The organism is Oricola indica, from assembly GCF_019966595.1.
Lineage (GTDB): Bacteria > Pseudomonadota > Alphaproteobacteria > Rhizobiales > Rhizobiaceae > Oricola > Oricola indica.
In genome coordinates this window covers 475759-499273 of sequence record NZ_JAINFJ010000001.1, presented here as the reverse complement: position 1 = coordinate 499273, position 23515 = coordinate 475759, and the positions used below count along the sequence as shown (strand labels likewise).

Sequence of the window (23515 nt, the reverse complement as noted above, 5' to 3'; positions counted from 1 at the left end):
AATGAAAGCGCCGGAACTTTCAGTCATACTGCCTGCCTTCAACGAGGCGAAGAACATACCTCTGATCGTCGACAAGATCGCGGCGGTCATGGGGGACACTCCGTTTGAGGTCATCGTCGTCGATGACGACAGCCCGGACGGCACGGCTGACGTGACGCGTTCGATCGGTCGCGAGAAACCCTATGTGCGATGCGTGAAGCGGATCAACCGGCGTGGCCTGTCGGGTGCCTGTATCGAGGGCATGATGGCGGCCAACGCGCCGGTCGTCGTCGTCATGGACGCGGACATGCAGCACGACGAGACGCGTCTGCCCGTCATGCTCGCCGAAATTCGCGACGGCGCCGATCTGGTGATCGGCAGCCGATATGTCGATGGTGGCGCGGCATCCTCGGGCTTCGTCAAGAAGTCGCGGGCCAAGGGCAGCGAACTGGCCACCGCGCTCGCCAACCGGATCACCGGCGCCTACACGACCGACCCGATGAGCGGCTTCTTCATGATGACGCGCGATGTCGCCGACAGGGCCGCGCGGGTCGTGTCGCGCGACGGGTTCAAGATCCTGTTCGATATCGTCAGCCGCTTCGGACACGATCTGAAGATCCGCGAGGTGCCGTTCCAGTTTCGCGAGCGAATCGAGGGCGAGAGCAAGCTGGGCTTTCTGGTGACGGTGCAGTTTCTCGGTCTGTTGATCTCGCGCTACACAGGCGGGTTCATACCGGTAAAATTCCTACTCTACGGGCTTGTCGGTTTTACCGGCCTGTTCGTGCACATGGCGACACTGCTGCTGTTGAATGCCAGTTTTGGCGTCGGTTTCGCGACTGCTCAGATCGTCGCCACCTTCGCGGCGATGACCTCGAACTTCGCCTTCAACAATGAGGTCACCTACGCGCATCGCAAGCTCACCGGATGGCGTTTCGTGACCGGCCTTCTGACTTTCTACATCATCTGCGGTATCGGCGCGCTCGCCAATGTGTCGATCTCGGTCCGCCTGTTCGAATGGGACTGGTCGGCGGCGCTGGCGGGCTTCGCGGGCGCACTGATGAGCGCGGTGTTCAACTATGCGGTGACAAAGCTCGTTACCTGGCGCGACACCTAGAAGGCGTCGCCCGGCTCACTGTTTTTCGACGGGAATGACGAGAAGCTCGAATTGCGGACGGCTTCCGGTCATCTGGCTTATGACCGTCGGAGCTCCGGTCGGACGATAGCCGGCATTCTCCAGCAATCTTACATAGTCGCGGAGCACGCTTTCGTCATCGCCGGCACGGGCTGGCAGAACGGCAATGGCCGTGTCGTGCGCACCCGTTTCAAGATACTGGAAATGCCGCGGATCGGAGAGAGGGATCACGTCGATGGTTGGGCCGAGGGCATGGCCTGCCTTGGCGCCGAACACCCAGCTCTTGACGATAACCGCCGAAGGCGCGCCAAGTTTCGGCCACGCCTCGGCGAGCGCCGTCCAGTCCTGCAGTTCCCTGCCGATTTCCCAATTTTGCGGCAAACCGGGAATGACCCTTCCGGCAAACGAGTAACGGCTCTGGAGCGCGACTATCAGCGCGACTGCCGGAACCAGCGCGCAGGCGGCGCGAAATGTGAACAGGATCAATCCGCGGAATCGGTCGACATTGTTCGCCGTCCAGCGCCCGGCGAGAGGAAAGCCGAACATGAAGCCGCTCATCGCCCAGTGCGCCAGTGAATCGCGCGACAGAAGCGCAATGGCGAGAAAAAGGGCGGGCGGCACGATTGCAAACCAGGCGAAGAGCCGATCCGCGGTCCGTTCAGGCCGAATGAGGCCGCCTAACGATGCGGTCAGGATCACCAGCCAGGTGCCAGGCAGGAGATAGATAATCTGGCCGCCCAAAACCGACAGGAAGTTCACCGGATGGAGAATTCCTGAATCGGCAGAAGCGCGTCCCGCCTGGAATGTGATAGAGATCCAGTCATGAGACGCGTTCCAGACGAGCGTCGGAACGAGTCCCAGCATTGCGATCGCCAGTGTTGCCCAGAGGGTCGGCGATGCGAGCAAACGGCGATGCGCGGGGCTCGCGATCAGGAAGATAAGGGCCGAAAGACCGAACAGGGCTGCCTGGTATTTGGAAGCCAGCGCCAGCGCAAAAAACAGCCCGGCGGAAAGCCACCGGCCTGTCCGCAATTTCGCACCCGGCGCCAGAAGATCCGGCAGCACAAGGCGTAGCGTCGCCAGGAGGGCGAGGTTCAACGGCCCGTCGGGCACGACGAAATGGCCGGCGGAGATGAAGAAGAACGGCGCGACACTGTACCAGGCGAGCGCCCAGAAGGCGGCGGAGCGGCCATAGGCGAGACGGGTGATATCCCAGATCAGCCACCCGCTGACCGCGCCGGCGAAGATGAAGGGCAGGCGGATGACGGCCACGCTTTCCGTGCCCGTCAACCATGCCATCAGGCGGGCGAGCGTGAAGGCGACGGGCGGGTGGTCGAAATAGGAAAGCGACCAGTCACGCGATACGGTGATGGCATAGGCTTCGTCGTTGGTTGCCGGAAAAATCCAGGAGATCAGGAGTCGCAGCGCGAGGAACACGGCGATCAGGAGCAGGGCGCTCCGGACCCCGGTTTCACCGTTGGAATCGATATCCGATTGGGCTGGCATCGTTGCCTTCAACAGCGTCTCGCTATCGGCCGCAAGCAAAAAGCCCGGACTGGAAATCCGGGCTTTCGAATTCGAAAAGAAAATTCGCGATCAGGCGGTTACGTGGCTGTTGTGCTTGCGCTTCATGAACTCTTTCGCGGTCTCGACGGCGACCGCGGCGTCGCGGCAATAGGCGTCGGCGCCGACGGCTTTGCCGAACTCCTCGTTCAGCGGCGCGCCACCGACCAGGACGATCAGGTCTTCGCGAATTCCCTTTTCCTTCAGCGTGTCGATGACGACCTTCATGTAGGGCATGGTGGTCGTCAGAAGAGCGGACATGCCGACGATGTCGGGCTCTTCGCGCTCGATAGCCTCGAGATAGTTCTCGACCGGATTGTTGATGCCGAGATCGACGACATCGAAGCCGGCGCCTTCCATCATCATGCCGACGAGGTTCTTGCCGATGTCGTGAATGTCGCCCTTGACGGTTCCGATCACCATCTTGCCGAGCTTCGGGGCGCCGGTTTCGACGAGCAGCGGACGCAGGATGTTCATGCCCGCCTTCATCGCGTTGGCCGACAGCAGCACTTCCGGCACGAACAGGATACCGTCACGGAAGTCTTCACCGACGATACGCATGCCCTCGACGAGCGCTTCGGTCAGCACCTCATAGGGCGCCCAGCCACGATCCAGCAGGATCTGTGTCGCCTCGACGATTTCCTCCCTCAGACCGTCATACAGATCGTCATGCATCTGCTGGACGAGTTCGTCGTCGGACAATTCGGAGAGGATGATTTCATCGTCGGACATGTGCGATAATTTCCCGATAGCGTGAGACGCGGCAGTGCCTGCCGAGGTTTAACAGGATTTTGAATCGGAAATCATAAAAAAAGCGCTTCAAATGCGACGGCCTCAAATGCTTTTGCGACCGGATCGATTTCGTGTTCCCGCGATGCGCAAGATGGCTCATTGTCGCGGCAGCGTCAAAGCCTGCCGCGAATTGAAGGGCCTGAATCACCACTCGCCATCATTGTCGATCCTCACAAGCCGGGGCCGGCGGTTCCGGCACGCAGTGTTTTCAGGGTGAGACCATGTCAGATTCGGCAACGGAAACGGACCAGTCGGGTGCGGAAGGCGCACGCGGACGGGGCGGGCGGCGCGCATCGGGCGGAGCGGCCGCAAGGCGGGCGGCGCGCAGCGGCGGCCAGCGTTCGCCGGCGATGCCGAACATCACGCGGCGTGTGCCGGTTTACGAGGTGCTCGACGAGGAAGCGATCTCGACCATCGAGGCGAATGCCGACATGGTCCTCGAGGAAATCGGAATCGAGTTCCGCGATGACGAGGAAGCGCTGAAGCTCTGGAAGGACGCCGGCGCGGACATCAAGGGCCAGCGCATCCATTTTCCGAAGGGTTTGTGCCGGGACCTGCTCAAGACCGCGCCCTCCGTCTTCACCCAGCATGCCCGCAACCCGGAGCGGAACGTTCAGATCGGCGGAGACGCGACCGTCTTTGCGCCGGTCTACGGGCCGCCCTTCGTGCGCGACCTCGACGGCGAGCGCCGCTACGCGACCATCGAGGATTTCCGCAATTTCGTGAAGCTGGCCTACATGGCGCCGTCCATGCACCATTCGGGCGGGACGGTGTGCGAACCGGTCGACATTCCGGTCAACAAGCGCCATCTCGACATGGTCTACAGCCACATCCGCTATTCGGACAAACCCTTCATGGGGTCGGTGACCGCGCCGGAGCGCGCAGAAGACACCGTGGCGATGTGCAAGATCCTGTTCGGCGACGATTACGTCGAGAACAACACGGTCGTCACCAACCTCATCAACGCCAACTCGCCGATGGTGTTCGACGACACGATGCTGGGCGCGGCCAAGGTCTATGCGCGCCACAACCAGGCCTGCATCATCTCGCCCTTCATCCTCGCCGGCGCCATGAGCCCGGTGACCATCGCCGGCACGCTGACGCAGGTGCTGGCCGAGGTGCTCGCGGGCGCCGCGTTCACGCAGCTCGTACGGCCGGGCGCGCCGGTCCTGTTCGGCACGTTCGCCGCCTCGATCTCGATGCAGTCGGGTGCGCCGACTTTCGGCACGCCGGAACCGTCTCTCGTTTCCTACGGTGCCGCCCAGCTGGCGCGGCGTCTCGGACTGCCATTCAGAACGGGCGGTTCGCTGTGCGGCTCGAAGATCCCGGACGCGCAGGCGGCGCATGAAAGTGCGACGACCTTGAACATGACGCTGCTCGCCGGCACGAATTTCGCCCTGCACTCCGCCGGGTGGCTGGAAGGCGGCCTCGTCGCCTCCTATGAGAAGTTCATGATCGACGTCGACCAACTCGGCATGCAGCAGCGCTTTGCGGAGGGCATCGACATGAGCGCAAACGGCCAGGCGCTGGATGCGATTCGCGAAGTCGGACCCGGAAGTCACTATCTCGGCTGCGATCACACGCGGGCCAATTTCGAGAACGCCTTCTACCGCTCGCTGATCGCCGACAACAATTCCTTCGAGCAGTGGGATATCGAGGGGCGCAAATCGGCCGACCAGCGGGCCAACGCGCTGGCGCGACAGTGGCTGGACAGCTACCAGGCCCCCGATCTCGACCCGGCCATCGACGAGGCGCTGCAGGACTTCATCCGTCAGCGCAAGGAATCGATGCCCGACGCGTTCAGTTGAAAGAAGCCCGTGGACGGCCGGGCTAAAGTGGCCGACATCATCCACGACGAAGTCTGGCGCGTCGGCCGGCGCGACGCGGAATGACCGAAGACGTTCGGATCGACGAACTCGACGCCGTGCTCGCGGCGCATGGCCTTATCCGTCGCGGCGGGTTCGCATTCACCGAGGCGGACACCGCACCGCCCGCGTTGGGGGACATGCCGGCGCGCAGCGTCATTCTCGTCGGTCATGGAGGCGGCAGCATCTGGCCGCATTTCCGCGCATGGCTCGCGGCGCTGGACGTACCGCCGGATGATCCGCTCGATACGTGGTCGCGCGCGGTGATCGAACCGGTCGCCGCCCGTTTCGGCGCGCGCGCGGTATTTCCTTTCGAGAAACCCTGGCTTCCCTTTCAGCAATGGGCGATTCGGGCAGAAGGTCTGAAACCGTCGCCGCTCGGCATTCTGATGCATCCGGAGTTCGGCCTCTGGCACGCCTATCGCGGCGCGCTGCTGTTCGATGTCGATATTCCGGTTCATCCGCCTGCCAATCCGATTCATGTCTGCGCCCTATGTGACGGAAAACCTTGCATGAATGCCTGTCCGGCAGGTGCCGTCACCGAGGCCGCGTTCGACGTTGCCGCGTGCGGCGGGTATCTTTCTTCCGGCGGCGCCTGTCGCGATGCCGGTTGCCTTGCGCGGGCTGCCTGTCCGGTCGGCCGCCCATATGGCGCTGCGCAAACCGCCTTTCACATGACGGCGCGCCTGCGCGGTCTCGACGGCCAATAAAAAAGTTTTGCGCCGACCCAAGGATCGCCGATAACGCACCGTCTTAAGGGCGATGATGACGATGCAAGCGGATGTCGTTTCACATACGGGCGCGATTGCCGGCGACGGAGATCAGGCGCTTGCCGCACGCGCGAGCAATGGCGACCGCGAGGCTTTCGCCTGCCTGCTCGAACGGCACTACGCCACGATCCATCGGATTGCCTGGCGGTGGTGCGGCGACGCGGCGGATGCGGACGACATAGCGCAGGACGTTTCCATCAAGCTTGCGCGCGCGATTTCCGGATGGCGCGCCGAGGCATCGTTTCCGTCCTGGCTTTACCGCATCGTGCTCAACACGGTGCGGGATCGCCAGCGGGCCCGCGCTTCGGAGCGCCGGCGCGTCGAGGCCTACGCCGTGCAGGCCATGGTCGACGCGCAGGGGGGCGAGGGAGCCGATGGCGATCCGGCCACACGTCTCTGGTCGGCTGTCGGCTCCCTTCCCGAACGCCAGCGCGACGCCGTGCTTCTGGTGCATGGCGAAGGGCTGAGCCACGACGAGGCCGCGGGCGTGATGGGCGTCTCGGAAGGAACCGTGTCGTTTCACATTCACGAGGCGAAAAAGAAACTGAGGGCGATCATGCAAAAGCCCGAGGATGAAGTGTCATGACAGATGAATTCGATCTCGACATTCTCAAGAAGGTTCCGGCGCCTCAGCCGGATGCGGGCAAGCGCGATGCCGCCATGCGCGAGGCGCTGTCTGCCTTCGACGCCGAAAAAAAATCTGCGGGCACCCAAGGATCGACCGCCGGCTCCCGTCTAATGACCATACTGCAACGGTCATGGAGCACGACAATGACAGCAATGACGAAGGGCCGGCTGATGTCCGGCACGGCAATCGCCGGGATTCTGGCGGTTCCGCTTGCCGGTTACCTCGCCTTCGCGGTGATGAACGAGGGATACCGCCCCGGTTTCACCGACACGGCCCCGGTCGACTTCGCGCAAGGGGTCCCGCCGAGCCTGGACGACACGATGGTGCTGGGGCGCAACCAGGCGTCGGGTGCCTATCGCGAGGCCGAGGAAAGCGACGCGGCAATCGTGCTTGGAGAGGCTCTGCCGGCTCCGATGCCGACGGCGCCGTCCTTTGCCAAGCGCACGCTTGTCGGCGACGGCTCCGCCAAGATCGCGCCGGGCATGGAACGTCTGCGCCGCGACCGGTTCGAGACATACGAGACCAGCAGCGTCCGCGCCGTTCTCGAAGATCCCGTCTCGACCTTCTCGATCGATGTCGATACCGCGTCATACTCGGTGGTCCGCCGGGCCATCATGGAAGGCCGGCTGCCCGATCCGGACAGCGTTCGCGTCGAAGAGCTGATCAACTACTTCAACTATGCCTATCCGCTTCCCGAGAACCGCAGCGCGCCGTTCGGGGTCAATGTCTCGGTCTCGCCGACCCCGTGGAACCCGGACACGAAGCTGATGCATATCGGCATTCAGGGCTTCGACATCGAGCCCGAAAATCGCCCTGCGGCGAACCTCGTTTTCCTGATCGACGTTTCGGGATCGATGGACGAAGCGGACAAGCTGCCGCTTCTCAAGAGCGGGTTCCGCCTGTTGCTCGACAAGCTGGACGAGCGCGACACGATCTCCATCGTCACCTATGCGGGCAATGCCGGCACGGTTCTCGAACCGACCAGCGCGTCGGAGCGCGATAAGATCCTGCATGCCATCGATACGCTGGAGCCGGGCGGAACGACCGCCGGGGCAGCGGGAATCGAGGAAGCCTACAGGCTTGCCCGTGAGGCGCGTATCGAGGGTGGCGTCAACCGCGTCATGCTGGCGACCGACGGCGACTTCAATGTCGGCGCGACGTCCGACGAGGAATTGAAACGGATGATCGAGGACCGCCGCGACGACGGCATCTTCCTGTCGGTCTTCGGTTTCGGCAAGGGCAATTACAACGACCAGCTCATGCAGGTCCTCGCCCAGAACGGCAACGGCACGGCGGCCTATATCGATACGCTGGCCGAGGCGCAGAAGACGCTGGTGGAAGAGGCGGGCTCGACGCTTTTCCCGATCGCCAAGGACGTGAAAATCCAGGTCGAGTTCAATCCGCAGACCGTCGCCGAGTACCGGTTGATCGGCTACGAGACGAGGGCGCTGAAGCGCGAGGACTTCAACAATGATCGCGTCGACGCCGGCGATATCGGCTCGGGCCATTCCGTCACGGCGATCTACGAGATCACGCCGGTCGGCAGCCCGGCGGTGCAAAACGATCCGTTGCGCTACGGATCGGCCGAAAAGCCTGCCGCCGATACGGATGCGTCGTCCGGCGAATATGCGTTCCTGAAACTGCGCTACAAGCTGCCGGACGAAACACAGAGCCACCTGATGACGACGCCGATCGGGCATGAATTCGACCGGGCGCGGCTCGCATCGCTCTCGACGGATGCGCGCTTCTCGATCGCCGTGGCGGCCTTCGGCCAGAAGCTCCGGGATACGGACGCGGTGGCGGACTATTCATGGGACGAGATCAGGGACCTCGCGGCCGGCGCGCGCGGCGAGGATCCCTTCGGTTACCGCAGCGAGTTTCTGCGGTTGGTCGGATTGGCGGAGAGCCTTGACCGCTGATCCATACTCACGCCCGGCGTTTGCCTCCTGCGCCGGGCGTTTTTTCTTTTCGTTGACCTCGCTTGCCGGTTGCCGTATTTGACCGCGCAGGGCACGAGGCGCCCGCCGCTCACCGGTTATCCGATGGTGAAGCCTCCCGGCGCAGGCCGGTCTTCGAGCAGACCCGTTGCAACGCGGTCCTGCGGCAATGTGAGCCCCGCATTCCATGACCGCATGAGCAGAACGGAACTGCAATCATGCCAGAGACTTCTCTTGGGCGTCCCCGGACCATCGACGAGGCCAAGCAGCGCGCCAAGGCGCTTCGCAAGGCGATGAACGCGAACGGCGTCAAGATCAGCTATGGACAGGCGCTGGAACGCGTGGCCGCCGAAATCGGCTATCGCGACTGGAACACCGCCGTCGCCCGATTGTCGAATGAACCGCCATTCTCCATCCAGGTGGGCGACATCGTGAGCGGCACCTATCTCAAGCAGCCCTTCGCCGCCGAAGTGCTCGCCGTGGAACTGATCGGCGGCGGCAGCCACTACCGCGTGACGCTTCACCTCGAAGAGGCGGTGGATGTCGTGACCTTCGACAGTTTCTCGGCTTTCCGCCAACGTGTTCACGGAACGGTCGACGATACCGGCGTTTCGCCTTCGCGGACCAGTGACGGCGAGCCGCATCTGGTGATCCGGCCGCTCGTCTCCGCCTTTGCCTGACGGCCGGTCAGGCGGTGACGAGCCGAACACCGACCATGAAGAAGAAGGCGCCGAAAGCGGCCTCGATCCAGCGTGTGGCGCGGCGGTAAAGCGCCTGCGCCCCGTGCGAGGAGAACAGGACGGCGTAGAGGCCGTAGATCGTGAAGGATGACAGGCCGGCGGCAATGCAGAACTCGATGATCGTGAGAGGCGAGGCCTTCGAGGAGACGACGAAGACCGAGATCGATGCCCAGAACAGCGCCGACTTCGGGTTCATCAGGCAAATGCCGAGGCCGCGCGCATAGGAGGCGAGGGGCGAGAGCCGGCGCGTATCCGGCCGGATTGCGCCCGGCGTGTTGCGCCATGCCGCGCGCAGCGAGCGAAAGCCGAGATAGACCAGATAGGACCCGCCCGCGAGTTTCAGCGCCACGAAGGCCGGCGGAAAGACGGTGAAGACCGCCGCGACGCCGAATGCGGAGGCGAGCGACCAGATGAACGTTCCGGTCGCGACACCGGCCACCACCAGCAGTCCAGCCTTGCGGCCGTGGCCGAGCGCGGTCGATGCCGTCGCGACAAGGTTCGGGCCAGGCGCAGCGATGGCGACGACCAGCATGAGCCAGGCGGTCAGCAGGATCGAAAAGGTCTCGTTTTCCATGGCGTTGTCCTCGGTTCGGCTCTACGCCGGATTTTCTGGGCTGGCGAGAGAAAATCGGTGCTCGTCGCGCGGGAAATCGAGCCGCGGCATTGACTTGTCCCGTCCGGCCATGTGCCATTCGGCGGATGAACCTGACGCTTGCCGATATCCTTGCCGCGCAAAACACCATTGCCGGGATCGCCGCCGACACGCCGCTTGTGCCTTCGCCTTTCATGTCGGTGCGGTGCGGGCAGGAGTTCCTTCTCAAGCTGGAAATCGCCCAGCCGATCGGCGCGTTCAAGCTGCGTGGCGCGGTGAACGCGATCGCCAATCTCGCCGAGGACGTGGCCGGCGTGACCTGCTGTTCGACCGGCAATCACGGTCGCGGAGTCGCCTTTGCGGCGGCGCAGCGCGGCATGCGCGCCGTGGTGTGCATGTCGTCCATGGTGCCGAAGGCCAAGGTGGACGGTATCCGTGCGCTCGGCGCCGAGGTTCACATCGCCGGCACCAGCCAGGACGATGCGCAATCGGAAAGCCTGCGTCTGTGCGAGACGGAAGGTCTTGCCGAGATATCGCCGTTCGACGATCCGTTCGTGATCGCCGGGCAGGGGACCATCGGCCTCGAATTGCTCTCCGCGCGGCCCGATCTGGAGGCGATCCTTGTGCCGCTCTCGGGCGGCGGGCTCGCCGGCGGGATCGCGCTCGCCGCGAAGACGATCCGGCCGGACATCCGCGTGATCGGGATTTCCATGGATCGGGGCGCGGCAATGCACGAGTCGATCCGGGCCGGTCATCCGGTCGAGGTGACGGAGGTCGAGAGCCTGGCGGACTCGCTTGGCGGCGGAATCGGGATGAAAAACCGGCTCTCGTTTTCGCTTTGCCGCGATCACCTCGACGAGACGGTGCTCGTAAGCGAGGAGGAGATCTACGCAGCCATGCAAACCCTTTACTATGAAGACAGGATCGTCGCCGAGGGCGGATCGGTGGTGGGCCTTGCGGCGATGCTGGCGGGCAAGCTTCCATCATTTTCCGGGCCGGTGGCGACTGTCGTGACCGGACGCAATCTCGATATGTCGGTCTTCACGCGGATCGTGAATGGCGAGGATGTCACGCTGGGCAACACGGTGGTGCGGGGCAAGACCTATGGCGCATGAGGTGCTGATCGCCACGGAGGCGGATCTCAGACAGGCTGTGAAACTGGATCTCGCAGCAGTCGAGACGGTCGAGCGCGCATTCGCGGCCCTGGCGACTGGTGAGGTCGTGATGCCGTCGATCCTTTCGATGGAGCTTGAGGCCGCCAATGGCGAGGTCGACGTCAAGACCGCCTATATTCCGGGCTTTGACGGGTTCGCGATCAAGGTCAGCCCGGGCTTTTTCGACAATCCGAAGCTGGGGCTGTCCAGCCTGAACGGGCTTATGATGCTGTTCTCCGCGAAGACGGGGCTGGTCGATGCGCTGTTTCTCGACAATGGCTACCTGACCGATGTGCGCACGGCGGCCGCGGGCGCGGTGGCGGCGAACTACATGGCACCGGAGACAGTGGAGACGGCGGGTGTGATCGGCACCGGCGTGCAGGCGCGCTTGCAAATCGCTGCGGCCCATCTGGTTCGGCCTTTTTCCCGTGTTCTGGTCTGGGGGCGAGACGGGGAGAAGGCGAAAGCCTGCGCGGAAGACATCGCGCGGATGCTGCCCGTGACGGCGGAAGCGGTGGACGATCCGGCGCGGCTGGTCGCGGAAAGCCAACTCGTCGTTACGACGACGCCGGCGCGCGAGCCGGTTCTGAAGGCGCAGTGGCTGCATCCCGGTCTGCATGTGACCGCGATGGGCTCCGACCAGGCCGGCAAGAACGAGATCGACCCGGCGGCGCTTGGCGCAGCCGATCTCTATGTCTGCGATCGGGTGAGCCAGTGCCAAAAGCTCGGCGAGTTGCGCTCGGCTGTCGAGGCCGGAGTGTGGTCGCGCGGGACGCCGCCGGAACTGGGGGATGTCGTCGCCGGAAAAGTGGCGGGCCGCCCGTCGGCCGATGCGGTCACCATCAGCGACCTGACCGGCACGGGTGCGCAGGACACCGCGATCGCGACACATGCCTTGAAAGCGATCCGCGCCGCCGGGGCGGGGACGCCGTTTTCGACCTGAGCGTCAGATCCAGCCGGCGAGCGACACCAGGGCAAGCGTGGCGCACAACAGGGCAAGGCCGCCGGCGCCGATCGCGACGAGCCTCGTCTTGCGGCAACGGGCTTCCAGCGCCATGCCCTGCACCTGCAATTCGCCGATTAGGTCCTCCTGCCGCGCGATGGTCGCGTCCTTGTCGCCGAATTGCTGCTGGTAGCGGCGTATCTTTTTCTGCAGGTCGCCGAGTTCGCCATTCAGGATGGTGAAGCTCTTGTGACGGCTGCGGAAATCCCTCTCCATCTTCTTGAGCATGTCGACATGCTTGCGGAAGATCACGCCGGTGATCTGGGCGTTTGTGTAGTCGTACCCGATCAGTTGAACGGCGGCGGCGATTGCCTCTTCCGGGTCGATCGCGAAGCGATTGGATTCGCGTGACAGGCGCTTGGGCGCAAGCTTCAGCAGCAGGTTCTTTTCGACCTCGTGCCGGTCGGGGACATGGACGGCGAACTCCACCTTGCAGGGGATCGGCTCCGTTGAATCGAAATGCTCGTAGCGATACTTGCCGACTTCGCGACTGGTCGAGCCGACCTTCACGCTGCCGGGCGCTTCCGGGCAGCTCAGTATGTAGACGTAACCTGTGGTCAGTTCGATTCGTGCATGCGAATCCGCTGCCATTCTCCTCGCGCGCGGCCTTTTCGGCCCGCTCCCCCAGTTTGCCCGATATCCTGCTAGCAAATTCCTGCCGCCGTTCAAAACTGTATTCGCGGATCGAGCGATGAAAGATATTTCCGTGTGTCGCGTTTCGGCACAGTGGAGATTACCGGTTTACTGTCGGTGGACATCGATGCAGGAGAACAAAATTCTCCTTTCGTTGCCTCACGTGTCGGTTGTCCCGGAAAAAATAAGGGGTTCGACCGAGGAGGATGGATGGGGATGTTCCCGATAGGTGATGGCGATCTCGGTCCGTTAACTCAGGGTGATGTCGTTTAACCCGTTGTCGCGGTCGGATTTCTTGCGTCCGCGTTCTGAGAATATGCTGTGATGGCGCTTTGACCCGCCGGAGAAGCGCATGCCGAAAGATCCGCCGCCCGAGCCAGAGATGACGAGCGACATGCTCGTCACCGAGGCTGTTGCCGAGGCGGTGCCCGACGAAGCGCCGGCCCGACTGCGCAAGCGGGGCGGACGCGCCGGGAACACGCGGCGCGGCGGTGCGGCGATCCGGCAGTTGCCCTGGACCGATGTGATCAACACGGACCGGCCGACCGAGCCGCTTCCGCCCGAGGGCGTCGCCGCGATCCATGACGGGGCGATGCGGGTGCTCGAAGAGATCGGCATCGAGTTTCTCCATCCCGAAGCCATCGAACGGCTTCGAGAGGCCGGCTGCACTATCGATGGCGAGAATGTGCGCATGGACCGAGACTTCGTCGTGGAAATGCTCGGCAAGGCTCCGCGGGAATTCACGCTGACGCCGCGCAACCCGGACAGGGCGATCACCATCGGCGGCAGGCACATGGTATTCGGCAACATTTCCTCGCCGCCCAACTGCTCCGATATCGAGCGCGGCCGCCGCAGCGGCAACCGGCACGACTACCGCGAACTGCTCAAACTGCTGCAATATTTCAATTGCATCCATTTCGCAGGCGGTTACCCGGTCGAACCGATCGACATCCACCCATCCATCCGCCATCTCGACTGCCTTTTCGACAAGCTGACGCTGACCGACAAGGTGGCGCATGCCTACGCGCTGGGCACCGAACGTATGGAAGACGTCATCGAGATGGTGCGTATCGCGGGCGGGCTCTCGCATGAGGCGTTCGACGCCGCGCCGCATATGTATACCAACATCAACTCGACCTCGCCGCTGAAGCATGACTGGCCGATGCTCGACGGCGCCATGCGGCTTGCCCGGCGCGGCCAGCCGACCATCGTTACGCCGTTCACTCTGGCCGGCGCGATGGCGCCAGTGACCATGGTCGGTGCGGTGACGCAGTCCATTGCGGAGGCACTGGCTGCGATCGCGTTGCTGCAGTGGATCAAGCCCGGGGTCGGGGTCGGCATCGGGACGTTTACCTCCAATGTCGACATGAAAACCGGCGCGCCTGCCTTCGGCACGCCGGACTATGTTCGGGCGACGCAGATCACCGGCCAGATGGCGCGGTTCTACGAGCTGCCGCTGCGGTCATCCAACACCTGCGCGGCCAACACGCCGGACAATCAGGCGACATGGGAATCCATGATGTCGATGTGGGCGGCCGTCACGTCGGGCACCAACATGGTGTACCACGCGGCCGGCTGGCTGGAGGGCGGTCTTTGTGCCTCCTACGAGAAGTTCGTCATGGATTGCGAAGTCCTGCAGCAGTTCATCTCCTATTTCGAGCCGCTGACCACGGGGTCGGATGATATCGCGGTCGATGCGATCCGCGAGGTCGGGCCCGGTGGGCACTTCTTCGGAATCCAGCACACGCAGGACCGCTACGAGACGGCATTCTATTCGCCCTTCCTGTCGGACTGGTCGAACTTCGAGAACTGGGAGGATCGCGGCGCAGTGACGACCGTGGAGCGGGCCAACAAGGTCTGCAAGCAGATCCTCGCCGAATACGAGGAACCGCCGATTGATGAGGGCATTCGCGAGGAACTCGAGGCCTTCGTGGAAAAGCGCAAGCGCGAAGGCGGGGCGCCGACGGATTTTTGACCATGACAATGTTCGACTGGCATGCGGAGCGCAGCGATCTGGACGGGATCGCATTGCTCGACACGGAAACCACAGACGCGGAAATCGATCTCGTTGCCGTGCGCACCTACCGGCAGGGCCGCGTGCGTGCCAAGATGGCGGAGTTCGGTATCGCGGCGCTTGTGCTGACGGATGCCGTCAACATCCGATATGCCACCGGCACCCGCAACATGCAGGTCTTCACTTCGCGCAACCAGCCATCGCGATACCTGGTGCTGACGCAGGATCGCTCGATCCTGCACGAATTCACCGGCGCGGAGCATCTGGGCGAGGGTTTCGAAACGGTCGATGAGGTGCGCCCGTCGATGACGGCGAGTTTCGTTGCCGCCGGGGAGCACATCGCCGAGCGCGAAAAGGCATGGGCGCGCGCGATGGGGGCACTGCTCAGGGAACTGGTCGGCCCGGGCGAGAAAATCGGCATCGAGCGCATCAATGCCGGTGTCGCCATCGCGCTTGGCGGAGAGGGCTTCGAGATCGTCGATGCTCAGCAGCCAGTGGAACTGGCGCGCGCCATCAAGTCGGCGGAAGAGATGAAATGCGTGAACGCCTCGCTGCGCGCGACGGAGGTCGGCGTGGCGCGGCTGCGCGAGGCGATCCGGCCGGGCCTGACGGAAAACGCGTTGTGGTCGGTGCTGCACCAAGCGGTAATCGCCCAGGGCGGCGACTACGTGGAAACGCGGCTTCTGAACTCCGGCGGGCGAACGAATCCCTGGTTCCAGGAGTCGGGTTCGAAGGTGATCGGCGAAAATGAGCTGATCGCGCTCGATACCGACGTGGTCGGCTGCCACGGATACTATTCCGACTTCTCGCGCACGTTCCACGCCGGACCCGGCAAGCCGAGCGAGACGCAGCGCGAGCTCTACAAGACGGCCCACGAGCAGGTGCACCACAATATGGGCATCATCCGGCCCGGCATGACATTCCGGGACTATGCCGAGGCCGCCTGGGACATCCCGGAAAAATATCACGCCCACCGCTATTACCTCTCCGCGCATGGCTGCGGGATGACCGGGGAATACCCCTATCTCTACCATCGCGGCGACTTCGCCGACGCGGGCTATGACGGCGTGATCGAGCCGGGCATGACGCTCTGCGTCGAGAGTTTCATCGGCGAGGAGGGCAAGGGCGAGGGCGTCAAGCTCGAACAGCAGATCCTCGTCACCGACACCGGTATCGAATTGCTGTCACGCTTTCCCTTCGAGGAAAGCCTGTTGGCGTAGTGGATTGGAACAGCAGGGGATTGCAATGAAAACCAATACGCGTGTGGTCGTCATCGGGGGCGGTGTCGTCGGGTGTTCGGTGCTGTATCACCTCGCCAAGGCGGGATGGACCGACATCATGCTGATCGAGCGGTCGGAATTGACGTCCGGTTCATCGTGGCACGCGGCCGGCGGTTTTCACACGCTGAACGGCGATCCGAACGTCGCCAAGCTCCAGGCCTATACGGTCGGGCTCTACAAGGAACTCGAAGAGATTTCCGGCCAGCCCTGCGGGCTGCACCTGACGGGCGGCGTGATGCTGGCGGAAAGCCCGGAGCGTATGGATTTCCTGCGCACCCTGCATGCCAAGGGCCGGCATCTCGGCATGCAGACCGAACTGATCACGCCATCCGAGGCAAAGGCGATGTTCCCGCTGATGGACGAGAGCAATTTCGTCGGCGCACTGTGGGACCCGGTGGAAGGCCATCTCGACCCGTCCGGAACCACGCACGCCTATGCCCGCGCCGCGCGCGTTCTGGGCGCGGAGATCGTGCTGCGCAATCCGGTGAAGGAGCTCACCCAGGACCCCGACGGCACCTGGAATGTGGTGACCGAGCAGGGCACGGTCAGATGCGAGCATGTCGTCAATGCCGGCGGGCTTTGGGCGCGCGAGGTCGGCCGCATGGTCGGGCTCGAACTGCCGCTGCTCGCCATGGAGCACATGTATCTCCTGACCGAGGATATGCCCGAGGTCATCGAGTTCAACGAGACCTATGGGCGCGAACTGATCCACGCGATGGACTTTCGCGGCGAGATCTACACCCGGCAGGAGCGGCAGGGCATGCTGCTCGGCACCTATGAGCAGGCCTGCGTGCCGTGGTCGCCGAAGGTTACGCCGTGGGATTTCGGCCATGAATTGCTGCAGCCCGATATCGAGCGCATCGCGCCGTCGCTGGAGATCGGCTTCAAGCATTTTCCGCCCTATGAGCGGGCCGGCATCAAGCAGATCATCAATGGCCCCTTCACCTTCGCGCCCGACGGCAATCCGCTGGTCGGCCCCGTTCGCGGGCTGACGAATTTCTGGTCGGCCTGCGCGGTGATGGCCGGTTTCTCGCAGGGCGGGGGCGTCGGGCTGACGCTTGCGAACTGGATGACGACGGGCGATCCGGGCGCGGATGTCTGGGGCATGGACGTCGCGCGGTTCGGCGAGTGGGCGACGCTGCGCTACACCAATGCCAAGGTGCGCGAGAACTATTCGCGGCGTTTCCGTATTCGCTATCCCAATGAGGAACTGCCGGCAGCCCGCCCGCATCAGACCACGCCGCTCTACGACACGATGATCGAGAACAATGCCGTGATGGGCGACAGTTGGGCGCTGGAAACGCCTTTGTGGTTTGCGCCGTCGAAGGAAGAGGCGCATGACGTCATCTCCTTCCACAGGTCCAATGATTTCAAGCATGTGGGCGAAGAGGTGAAGGCGGTGCGCGAGACGGTCGGTGTCTCCGAGATCGCCAATTTCGCCAAATACGAGGTGAGCGGACCGGGGGCGGAGGATTTCCTCAACCGGCTGATGACCAATGTCATGCCGAAGACCGGTCGGCTCGTGCTCACGCCGATGCTGAACGAATTCGGCAAGCTGATCGGTGATTTCACCATCGCCAAGGCCGGCGAGGACCGGTTCATGATCTGGGGATCGTCGGCGGCGCAGATCTATCACATGCGCTGGTTCGAGCGGCACCTGCCTGAGGACCGCTCCGTCGCGATCCATCGCTTCGACCAGACGCTGGTCGGGCTGACCATCGCCGGGCCGAAATCGCGCGCGGTGCTGGAGAAGCTGACCGACGAGGACGTGTCGAACGACGCCTTCCGCTTCATGGACTACCGCGAGATGGCGGTCGGCGGCGCGCCCTGCATGGTCAACCGCATCTCCTATACCGGCGATCTCGGCTATGAAATCTGGATGTCGCCGACCTATGAGCGGCTGGTCTATGCGGCGATCAAGCAGGCCGGCGAAGAATTCGGCATCCGCGATTTCGGCATGCGGGCATTGCTGTCGATGCGGCTTGAAAAGAACTTCCCGACCTGGGGCCACGAGCTTCGTCCGATCTACGGGCCTTATGAGGGCGCCATGGACCGGTTCGTGAAACTGTCGAAGAACGATTTCATCGGCTGGGAACAGGCTGCAGCGGAAAAGGCCGACGGGCCGAAGCGTCGCCGCGTCTCCTTCGTCATCGAGGCGGGCACGGCCGACGTGATGCATGACGAGCCGGTTTGGGCGAAGGTTGGCGATACGGATTACGGGACCATCGACCCGCCGCATGCCGCCGGACCGAAGCGCTTCGACGCCGACAACAACGAATTCGAGCATCCGGGCATGAAGCAAATCGTCGATGGCGACTGGCGCGTAGTCGGCTGGGTGACGTCCGGCGGTTACGCCCATGGGGTCGGTCTGTCGATGGCGCAGGGCTACGTGCCGGCCGCGCTGGCCGATACGGCGGAGGAGGGGCTGTTCGAAATCGAGATCCTGGGCGTGCGCTGTCCGGCGCGGATCGCCGTCGAACCGCCGTTCGATCCGGGTGGCGAGCGCATGCGGGGATAGCGATGTACCGTCTCTACTGGGCAGAGGGGACGGCAAGTTTCGCCCCGCAGGCGGTGCTGGAGGAAGCCGGGCTGGCCTATGAGCTGGTGCGGATCGACACCACCAAGGGTGAGCATGGCAAGCCCGATTATCTGGCGATCAATCCGGCGGGCAGGGTGCCCGCCCTGGAATTGCCGGATGGCGCGATCCTCACGGAATCCGCGGCAATCTCGCTCTATCTCGCTGAACGTCATGGACTGGAAGAGATCGCGCCCGCCGTGATGGACCCGGATCGCGGCACATTCTTGCGCTGGCTGTTCTATCTGGCCGTGACGCTGCAGGAGGCCTACAAGCCGTTCTATTATCCCGAGCGCTGGTCTGCCGATCCCGGCGACAGGCCGCGTATCAGGGCGCGTGCGGCCGAACGGATCATCGAGTGCTGGCAGCCGGTCGAGGCGCACCTTGCTGCCAACGGCCCCTATCACCTCGGCGAGCGGTTCAGCCTCGCCGACATCTTCGTCCTGATGAACTCCACCTGGCATGTGACGCCGGAACAGCTGGTCGAGCGGTTTCCGGCGGTTGGCCGATGCATCGCTCTGGCGTCCAAAAGGCCGGTGATCGCGCGTTGCCTGGCGCAGCAGAAAAGGGTCAGCGTCGGGCGTCTTTGAATTCCGGAAAGCCATCGGCATTGACCGCGACGCGCGCCAAAAGTGATCAGCGTTTCGGAGCGGTTTCGCCATATTGGTCGTAGAGAGCCGAAAGCCACTTCCGTGCCATGATCCGGCTTCCCCAGACATTGGGATGGATACCGTCGGGCAACGCCGTTTCCGGCGCATCGCGCGTCCAGTCGAGGATCGCGGCATGCATGTCGACGAGAACGACGCGTTCGGTCCACATTCCGCCGCCGTCGGGTGCCGATCTCAGGGCGTCGATGCCCGTTTCCAGCGCCTCGTTATATGCGACCACATTGGTGTCGAAGGCCCGCGCCTCGCCGGTCATCGGAATCAGTTGCGCGAGGAGGACGGTCGCGTCTGTTGTCATCAGAATTTCGCGAACAAGCTCGATTGTGCGTTCGGCGACGCGCTGCCCGCGGATTTCCGGCGGTTCAGCATCGGGACGGAGGACCGGATCCCACAGATCGTTGGTTCCGCCATGCAGCAGCACGAAATCCGGTTCGGGTCCGGCGGCGAGGCAATAGCGGAAATTCTCGATGATGGAAGTCCGTGGGCCGTTCCAGCCGTCGAGCGTTGCGCCGCTCCAGCCGCAGTGGTCGCGCTGGTCGGCGGGCATCGCCGGCGGTTCCGGCGACGGGCTGACGGCGTGAAGGTCGTCTCCGAATGCGCCGGTGAAGCGAAAAAGCGCGGCAAAGACGTGATCGTTCGCCATCTGCCGGCGATAGCCGCCCCAGGCCGCGCGCCGGGTTCTCTGCATGTCGGTGATCGAATCCCCGAGCGGAAGGACCGTTTTTCGCGGCCCGGATTTTCCGCTTTCTACAAGGTCGCGTAGCGCCTGCGGAACTGGGGGCAGGTCGGGCGCACCGGCGGCATGCGCTGGCGGGGCGCATAAGGACAGCACCGCCAGGATGGCGGCGGTCATTCCGGTGGTGATGGGGCATGCGGGCATCGAAATCTGCCGTTTGACGCTGGGCGGTCATGAAACGGCGTACACCATGCACCGGTGTGCCTTTATCCTTCGTTGATGGCGTGGCGCCGGGGCGGCCGGTTTATGACGGGCTGACCGGCCACCGTGACGCGAGGTCGTCGAGACCGGCGCGGATCAACTCCTCGAGAACCGATTCATCGATGTCGGCCAGCTTGTTGAAATACAGGCATGATTTGCCGAGCTTGTGCTTGCCGAGGCGGGCGAGGATGTCGCCGAAATCTGCGTAACCGGGCATGATGTAGACGACGAGGCTCGTCTTGCGCGGGCTGAAGCCGGTGGCGAGGAAATCGCCCTCCCTCCCGCTGTCATAGACATAGTGATATGCGCCATATCCAATCATCGACGGTCCCCAGAGGCGGGGCTGCCAGCCGGTGACGCGCCGGAACAGACGATCGAGCGCCAACGCATCGTCGCGTTTGCGGGCCGGTTCGACCGCGGCGAGAAAATCCGCGGCGCTTGCGTCAGTCGGTTTGGTCTTGTTTTCCGTCATTGTGGGCTCGGGCCCTCCCGGCGATGCTTAGCCGAAGCTGTTTCTCCACCTCGATGATGGCGAACAATAGCACGCCGATCCCGACAACGAGGACCCCGTCGAAGAACGGCACTGCCTCCGTCGCGAAGATGCGTTGCAACGGGCCCAGATAGGTCATCGCGAACTGGGCGGCGGTGACGGTGACCACGGTGCCCCAGACGAAGCGCGTGCCTTTCACGGCCTGCCACGTGAGCGAGGTCCCGTAGATGTTGCGGATGAAGAACAGATAGGCGATTTCCATCACCACCAGCGTGTTGAGCGCCATGGTGCGGGCCAGTTCGATCGAGTGGCCCCGGTCGATCGCATAGGCATAGATGCCGAAGACGCCGGCGAAGAACAGTCCCGAGACCAGCACGATCTGCCATGCCATCTGGCCGGTCAGCAGCGGTTCGTCGCGCGGGCGCGGTGGCCGGCGCATCGTGTTCTCCTCCGTCGGCTCGAAGGCGAGCGCCATGCCGAGCGTGATCGCCGTGATAAGGTTGACCCAGAGAATTTGGACAGGCGTGATCGGCAGCGTCATGCCGAACAGCAGGGCGACGACGATGGTGATCGCTTCGCCGGCATTGGTCGGCAGGGTCCAGCTGATCACCTTCTTGATGTTGTCGTAGACAGTTCGGCCCTCGCGCACGGCGGCCACGATGGAGGCGAAATTGTCGTCGGCGAGCACCAGTTCGGCCGCTTCCTTGGCGGCTTCACTGCCCTTGCGGCCCATGGCGATGCCCGCATCGGCGCGTTTCAGTGCCGGTGCGTCGTTGACGCCATCTCCCGTCATCGCGACCGTGATGCCCTTGGATTGAAGCGCCATGACGAGTCGCAATTTGTGCTCGGGCGTGGTGCGCGCGAAGATATCCACGGAGGAAACCGCAGCGGCGAGTTCCGCATCGTCCATTTCATCCAGTTGTCGGCCGGTCAGAACATCGTCGGGGTTTTCGAGGCCGATCAGCCTTCCGATCGCCGCGGCCGTTCCTGCATGGTCGCCGGTGATCATCTTGACCCGGATTCCCGCTCGCCGGCATTCGGCCACGGCCTCGATCGATTCCGTGCGTGGCGGGTCGATCAGGCCGACCAGACCGACAAGGACGAGGCCTCCTTCGACATCGGCGAAGCCGACGGCGGTCTGTTCCCGTTCGACCTCCCGCGTCGCGATTGCGAGAACCCGCTGGCCCTGTACGGCCATGTTGTCGGCGGTTTCGGTCCAGTAAGCCTCGTCGAGTGCTTCTCCGTTCCCCGATGCGCCGCGCTGTTCGGCGCACATGGCAAGCACCTGTTCCGGCGCGCCCTTGACAAATATGTCGGCATGGCCGGGATGATCGTGGTGCAGGGTCGCCATGAATTTGTGGCGAGAATCGAAGGGTATCTGGTCGGTGCGGGTGCGTGCCGACAGCTCCCTGCGGACATCGACACCCACCTTGCCGGCGAGCGCCAGCAGGGCACCCTCCATCGGATCGCCCTCGACGGTCCAGAATCCCTCGCGGCTGTGCAGGGACGCGTCGTTGCAGGAGGCGGCGGCGCGGGCCAGTTCGGCGAGGTGCAGGTGGTCGCGCCCGTTGACGCGGTTGTCAGCGAGCCAGACTGATCCTTCAGGGTCGTAGCCGCTGCCGTCGAAGGAGAAGAAGTGGCCGGTCACCGCGACGGAGGCGACCATCATCTCGTTGCGGGTCAGCGTGCCGGTCTTGTCCGTGCAAATGACGGATACGGAGCCGAGCGTCTCGATCGCCGGAAGCCTGCGCACGATGGCATTGCGCCGGGCCATCGCCTGGACGCCGACGGCGAGCGTGATCGTCAGCACGGCAGGCAGGCCTTCCGGGATGGCTGCGACCGACAGGCCGACCACGGCCATGAACATCTCGGTGAATTCGTAATGCTCGACGAAATAGCCGAAGGCGAGCAGGACGGCGGCGATCAGCAGGATCAGGAGCGTCAGCCATTTGGCGAAGACGTTCATCTGGCGCACCAGCGGTGTCGTCAGAACCTCCACCGTGGCGAGCAGGCTGCTGATACGGCCGATCTCCGTCGCGGCGCCGGTCGAGACCACGAGGCCGCGCCCCTGACCCGCGGTCACCATCGTGCCGCTATAGGCCATCGAGGAGCGATCGCCGAGCGCCGCGTCCTGCGCGACGGGAGCGGTGGACTTGTCCGAGGGAACGGATTCGCCTGTGAGAATCGCCTCCTGGATCTGCAGGCCGCTGGCGCGTATCAGCCGCAGGTCGGCAGGCACCTTGTCGCCGGCTTCCAGCAGCACAATGTCGCCCGGCACGAGTTCTTCGGCCGGTATGCTCTTGCGCTCGCCGTCGCGCAGAACGGCGGCGTGCGGCGCGAGCATGCCGCGTATGGACTCCATCGCCTTCTCGGCCCGGCCTTCCTGGATGAAGCCGATCACCGCATTGGCGATCACGACCGCGAGGATCACCGCCATGTCCACGAAGTGCTGCATCGCCATGGTGATGACGGCAGAGCCGATCAGCACGTAGATCAGGATGTTGTGGAAGTGGGCGAGGAAACGCAGCACCACGTTCTGTCTCGGCGGTTGAGGCAGGCGATTGGGGCCGTGCGTTTCCAGGCGAGCGGCGGCCTCGGCGGACTCCAGCCCGCCTGCCGATGACTCGAGCGTCTCCAGGCAGGCATCGATGTCGGCCGCATGGCAGTCTGTCGTCGTCACGTGGCGTCTCCGCTTTGGGGTCGAAGATTACCCGCCCGGGCCGTTGCCGTCACCCGAAGCGGCGCGTCGGTCATGCTTAAAGTCAT

General features: G+C 63.8%; 19 protein-coding genes. 12 read left to right on the top strand and 7 right to left on the bottom strand.

Features of this window, described 5'->3' with window-relative positions:
- The first annotated feature begins 1 nt into the window (after position 1).
- A complete protein-coding gene (locus LC343_RS02370) occupies positions 2-1093 on the top strand; it encodes a glycosyltransferase (protein ID WP_223475485.1) in 1092 nt (363 codons plus the stop codon).
- Between the two features lie 15 nt (positions 1094-1108).
- On the opposite strand, the gene LC343_RS02365 is transcribed toward LC343_RS02370, so the two are convergent.
- A complete protein-coding gene (locus LC343_RS02365) occupies positions 1109-2617 on the bottom strand; it encodes a glycosyltransferase family 39 protein (RefSeq protein WP_223475484.1) in 1509 nt (502 codons plus the stop codon).
- Between the two features lie 90 nt (positions 2618-2707).
- A complete protein-coding gene (locus tag LC343_RS02360; protein ID WP_223475483.1) occupies positions 2708-3406 on the bottom strand; it encodes a corrinoid protein in 699 nt (232 codons plus the stop codon).
- 281 nt (positions 3407-3687) lie between these two features.
- Here LC343_RS02360 and LC343_RS02355 point away from each other — a divergent pair, with 281 nt between their 5' ends.
- The 5 genes from LC343_RS02355 (at position 3688) to LC343_RS02335 (ending at position 9346) form a co-directional block, all read left to right on the top strand.
- A complete protein-coding gene (locus tag LC343_RS02355) occupies positions 3688-5274 on the top strand; it encodes a trimethylamine methyltransferase family protein (RefSeq protein ID WP_223475482.1) in 1587 nt (528 codons plus the stop codon).
- Positions 5275-5354: 80 nt separating this feature from the next.
- Positions 5355-6041, top strand: coding sequence for a 4Fe-4S dicluster domain-containing protein (locus LC343_RS02350; RefSeq protein WP_223475481.1), 687 nt, complete (start codon positions 5355-5357; stop codon positions 6039-6041).
- Between the two features lie 61 nt (positions 6042-6102).
- A complete protein-coding gene (locus LC343_RS02345) occupies positions 6103-6687 on the top strand; it encodes an RNA polymerase sigma factor (RefSeq protein ID WP_223475480.1) in 585 nt (194 codons plus the stop codon).
- Entirely contained in the window at positions 6684-8648 is a 1965-nt protein-coding gene (locus tag LC343_RS02340) for a vWA domain-containing protein (RefSeq protein ID WP_223475479.1), read from the top strand. The genes LC343_RS02345 and LC343_RS02340 overlap by 4 nt, the downstream gene beginning before the upstream one ends.
- 236 nt (positions 8649-8884) lie before the next feature.
- The gene (locus LC343_RS02335; protein WP_223475478.1) at positions 8885-9346 is read left to right on the top strand and encodes a glyoxalase superfamily protein; all 462 of its coding nucleotides are present in this window, start codon (positions 8885-8887) and stop codon (positions 9344-9346) included.
- 7 nt (positions 9347-9353) lie between these two features.
- On the opposite strand, the gene LC343_RS02330 is transcribed toward LC343_RS02335, so the two are convergent.
- Positions 9354-9980 (bottom strand): LysE family translocator, encoded by a 627-nt coding sequence (locus LC343_RS02330; protein WP_223475477.1) that lies wholly within the window; start codon positions 9978-9980, stop codon positions 9354-9356.
- A 125-nt stretch (positions 9981-10105) separates the two neighbouring features.
- Between LC343_RS02330 and eutB the strand changes: the two genes are divergently transcribed.
- Both eutB and LC343_RS02320 read left to right on the top strand, forming a co-directional pair.
- Positions 10106-11113 carry a hydroxyectoine utilization dehydratase EutB gene (gene eutB, locus LC343_RS02325; protein ID WP_223475476.1) on the top strand — a complete coding sequence of 336 codons (1008 nt, stop codon included), beginning with the start codon at positions 10106-10108 and terminating at the stop codon, positions 11111-11113.
- Entirely contained in the window at positions 11103-12095 is a 993-nt protein-coding gene (locus LC343_RS02320; RefSeq protein ID WP_223475475.1) for a cyclodeaminase, read from the top strand. The genes eutB and LC343_RS02320 overlap by 11 nt, the downstream gene beginning before the upstream one ends.
- A 3-nt stretch (positions 12096-12098) precedes the next feature.
- Here the strand turns inward: LC343_RS02320 and LC343_RS02315 are convergent, their stop codons facing one another.
- Positions 12099-12746, bottom strand: a complete 648-nt coding sequence (locus tag LC343_RS02315; RefSeq protein WP_223475474.1) for a GIY-YIG nuclease family protein — start codon at positions 12744-12746, stop codon at positions 12099-12101.
- Positions 12747-13140: 394 nt separating this feature from the next.
- Between LC343_RS02315 and LC343_RS02310 the strand changes: the two genes are divergently transcribed.
- From LC343_RS02310 to LC343_RS02295, 4 genes are read left to right on the top strand one after another with little or no spacing between them, the layout of a single operon-like run.
- The gene (locus LC343_RS02310; RefSeq protein ID WP_223475473.1) at positions 13141-14763 is read left to right on the top strand and encodes a trimethylamine methyltransferase family protein; all 1623 of its coding nucleotides are present in this window, start codon (positions 13141-13143) and stop codon (positions 14761-14763) included.
- Between the two features lie 2 nt (positions 14764-14765).
- Positions 14766-16022: a M24 family metallopeptidase gene (locus LC343_RS02305; RefSeq protein WP_223475472.1), complete on the top strand. Its 1257-nt coding sequence runs from the start codon at positions 14766-14768 to the stop codon at positions 16020-16022.
- Positions 16023-16047: 25 nt separating this feature from the next.
- On the top strand, positions 16048-18600 hold the full coding sequence (locus tag LC343_RS02300; RefSeq protein WP_223475471.1) for a GcvT family protein: 2553 nt from the start codon (positions 16048-16050) through the stop codon (positions 18598-18600).
- A 2-nt stretch (positions 18601-18602) separates the two neighbouring features.
- Entirely contained in the window at positions 18603-19247 is a 645-nt protein-coding gene (locus LC343_RS02295) for a glutathione S-transferase family protein (RefSeq protein WP_223475470.1), read from the top strand.
- A gap of 46 nt (positions 19248-19293) precedes the next feature.
- Here the strand turns inward: LC343_RS02295 and LC343_RS02290 are convergent, their stop codons facing one another.
- The 3 genes from LC343_RS02290 to LC343_RS02280 form a co-directional block, all read right to left on the bottom strand.
- Complete coding sequence (locus LC343_RS02290; protein WP_223475469.1) at positions 19294-20202, bottom strand: SGNH/GDSL hydrolase family protein; 909 nt, start codon at positions 20200-20202, stop codon at positions 19294-19296.
- A gap of 100 nt (positions 20203-20302) precedes the next feature.
- Positions 20303-20731 (bottom strand): DUF1801 domain-containing protein, encoded by a 429-nt coding sequence (locus LC343_RS02285; protein ID WP_223475468.1) that lies wholly within the window; start codon positions 20729-20731, stop codon positions 20303-20305.
- Positions 20703-23429 (bottom strand): cation-transporting P-type ATPase, encoded by a 2727-nt coding sequence (locus LC343_RS02280; RefSeq protein ID WP_223475467.1) that lies wholly within the window; start codon positions 23427-23429, stop codon positions 20703-20705. The genes LC343_RS02285 and LC343_RS02280 overlap by 29 nt, the downstream gene beginning before the upstream one ends.
- Between the last annotated feature and the right edge of the window lie 86 nt (positions 23430-23515).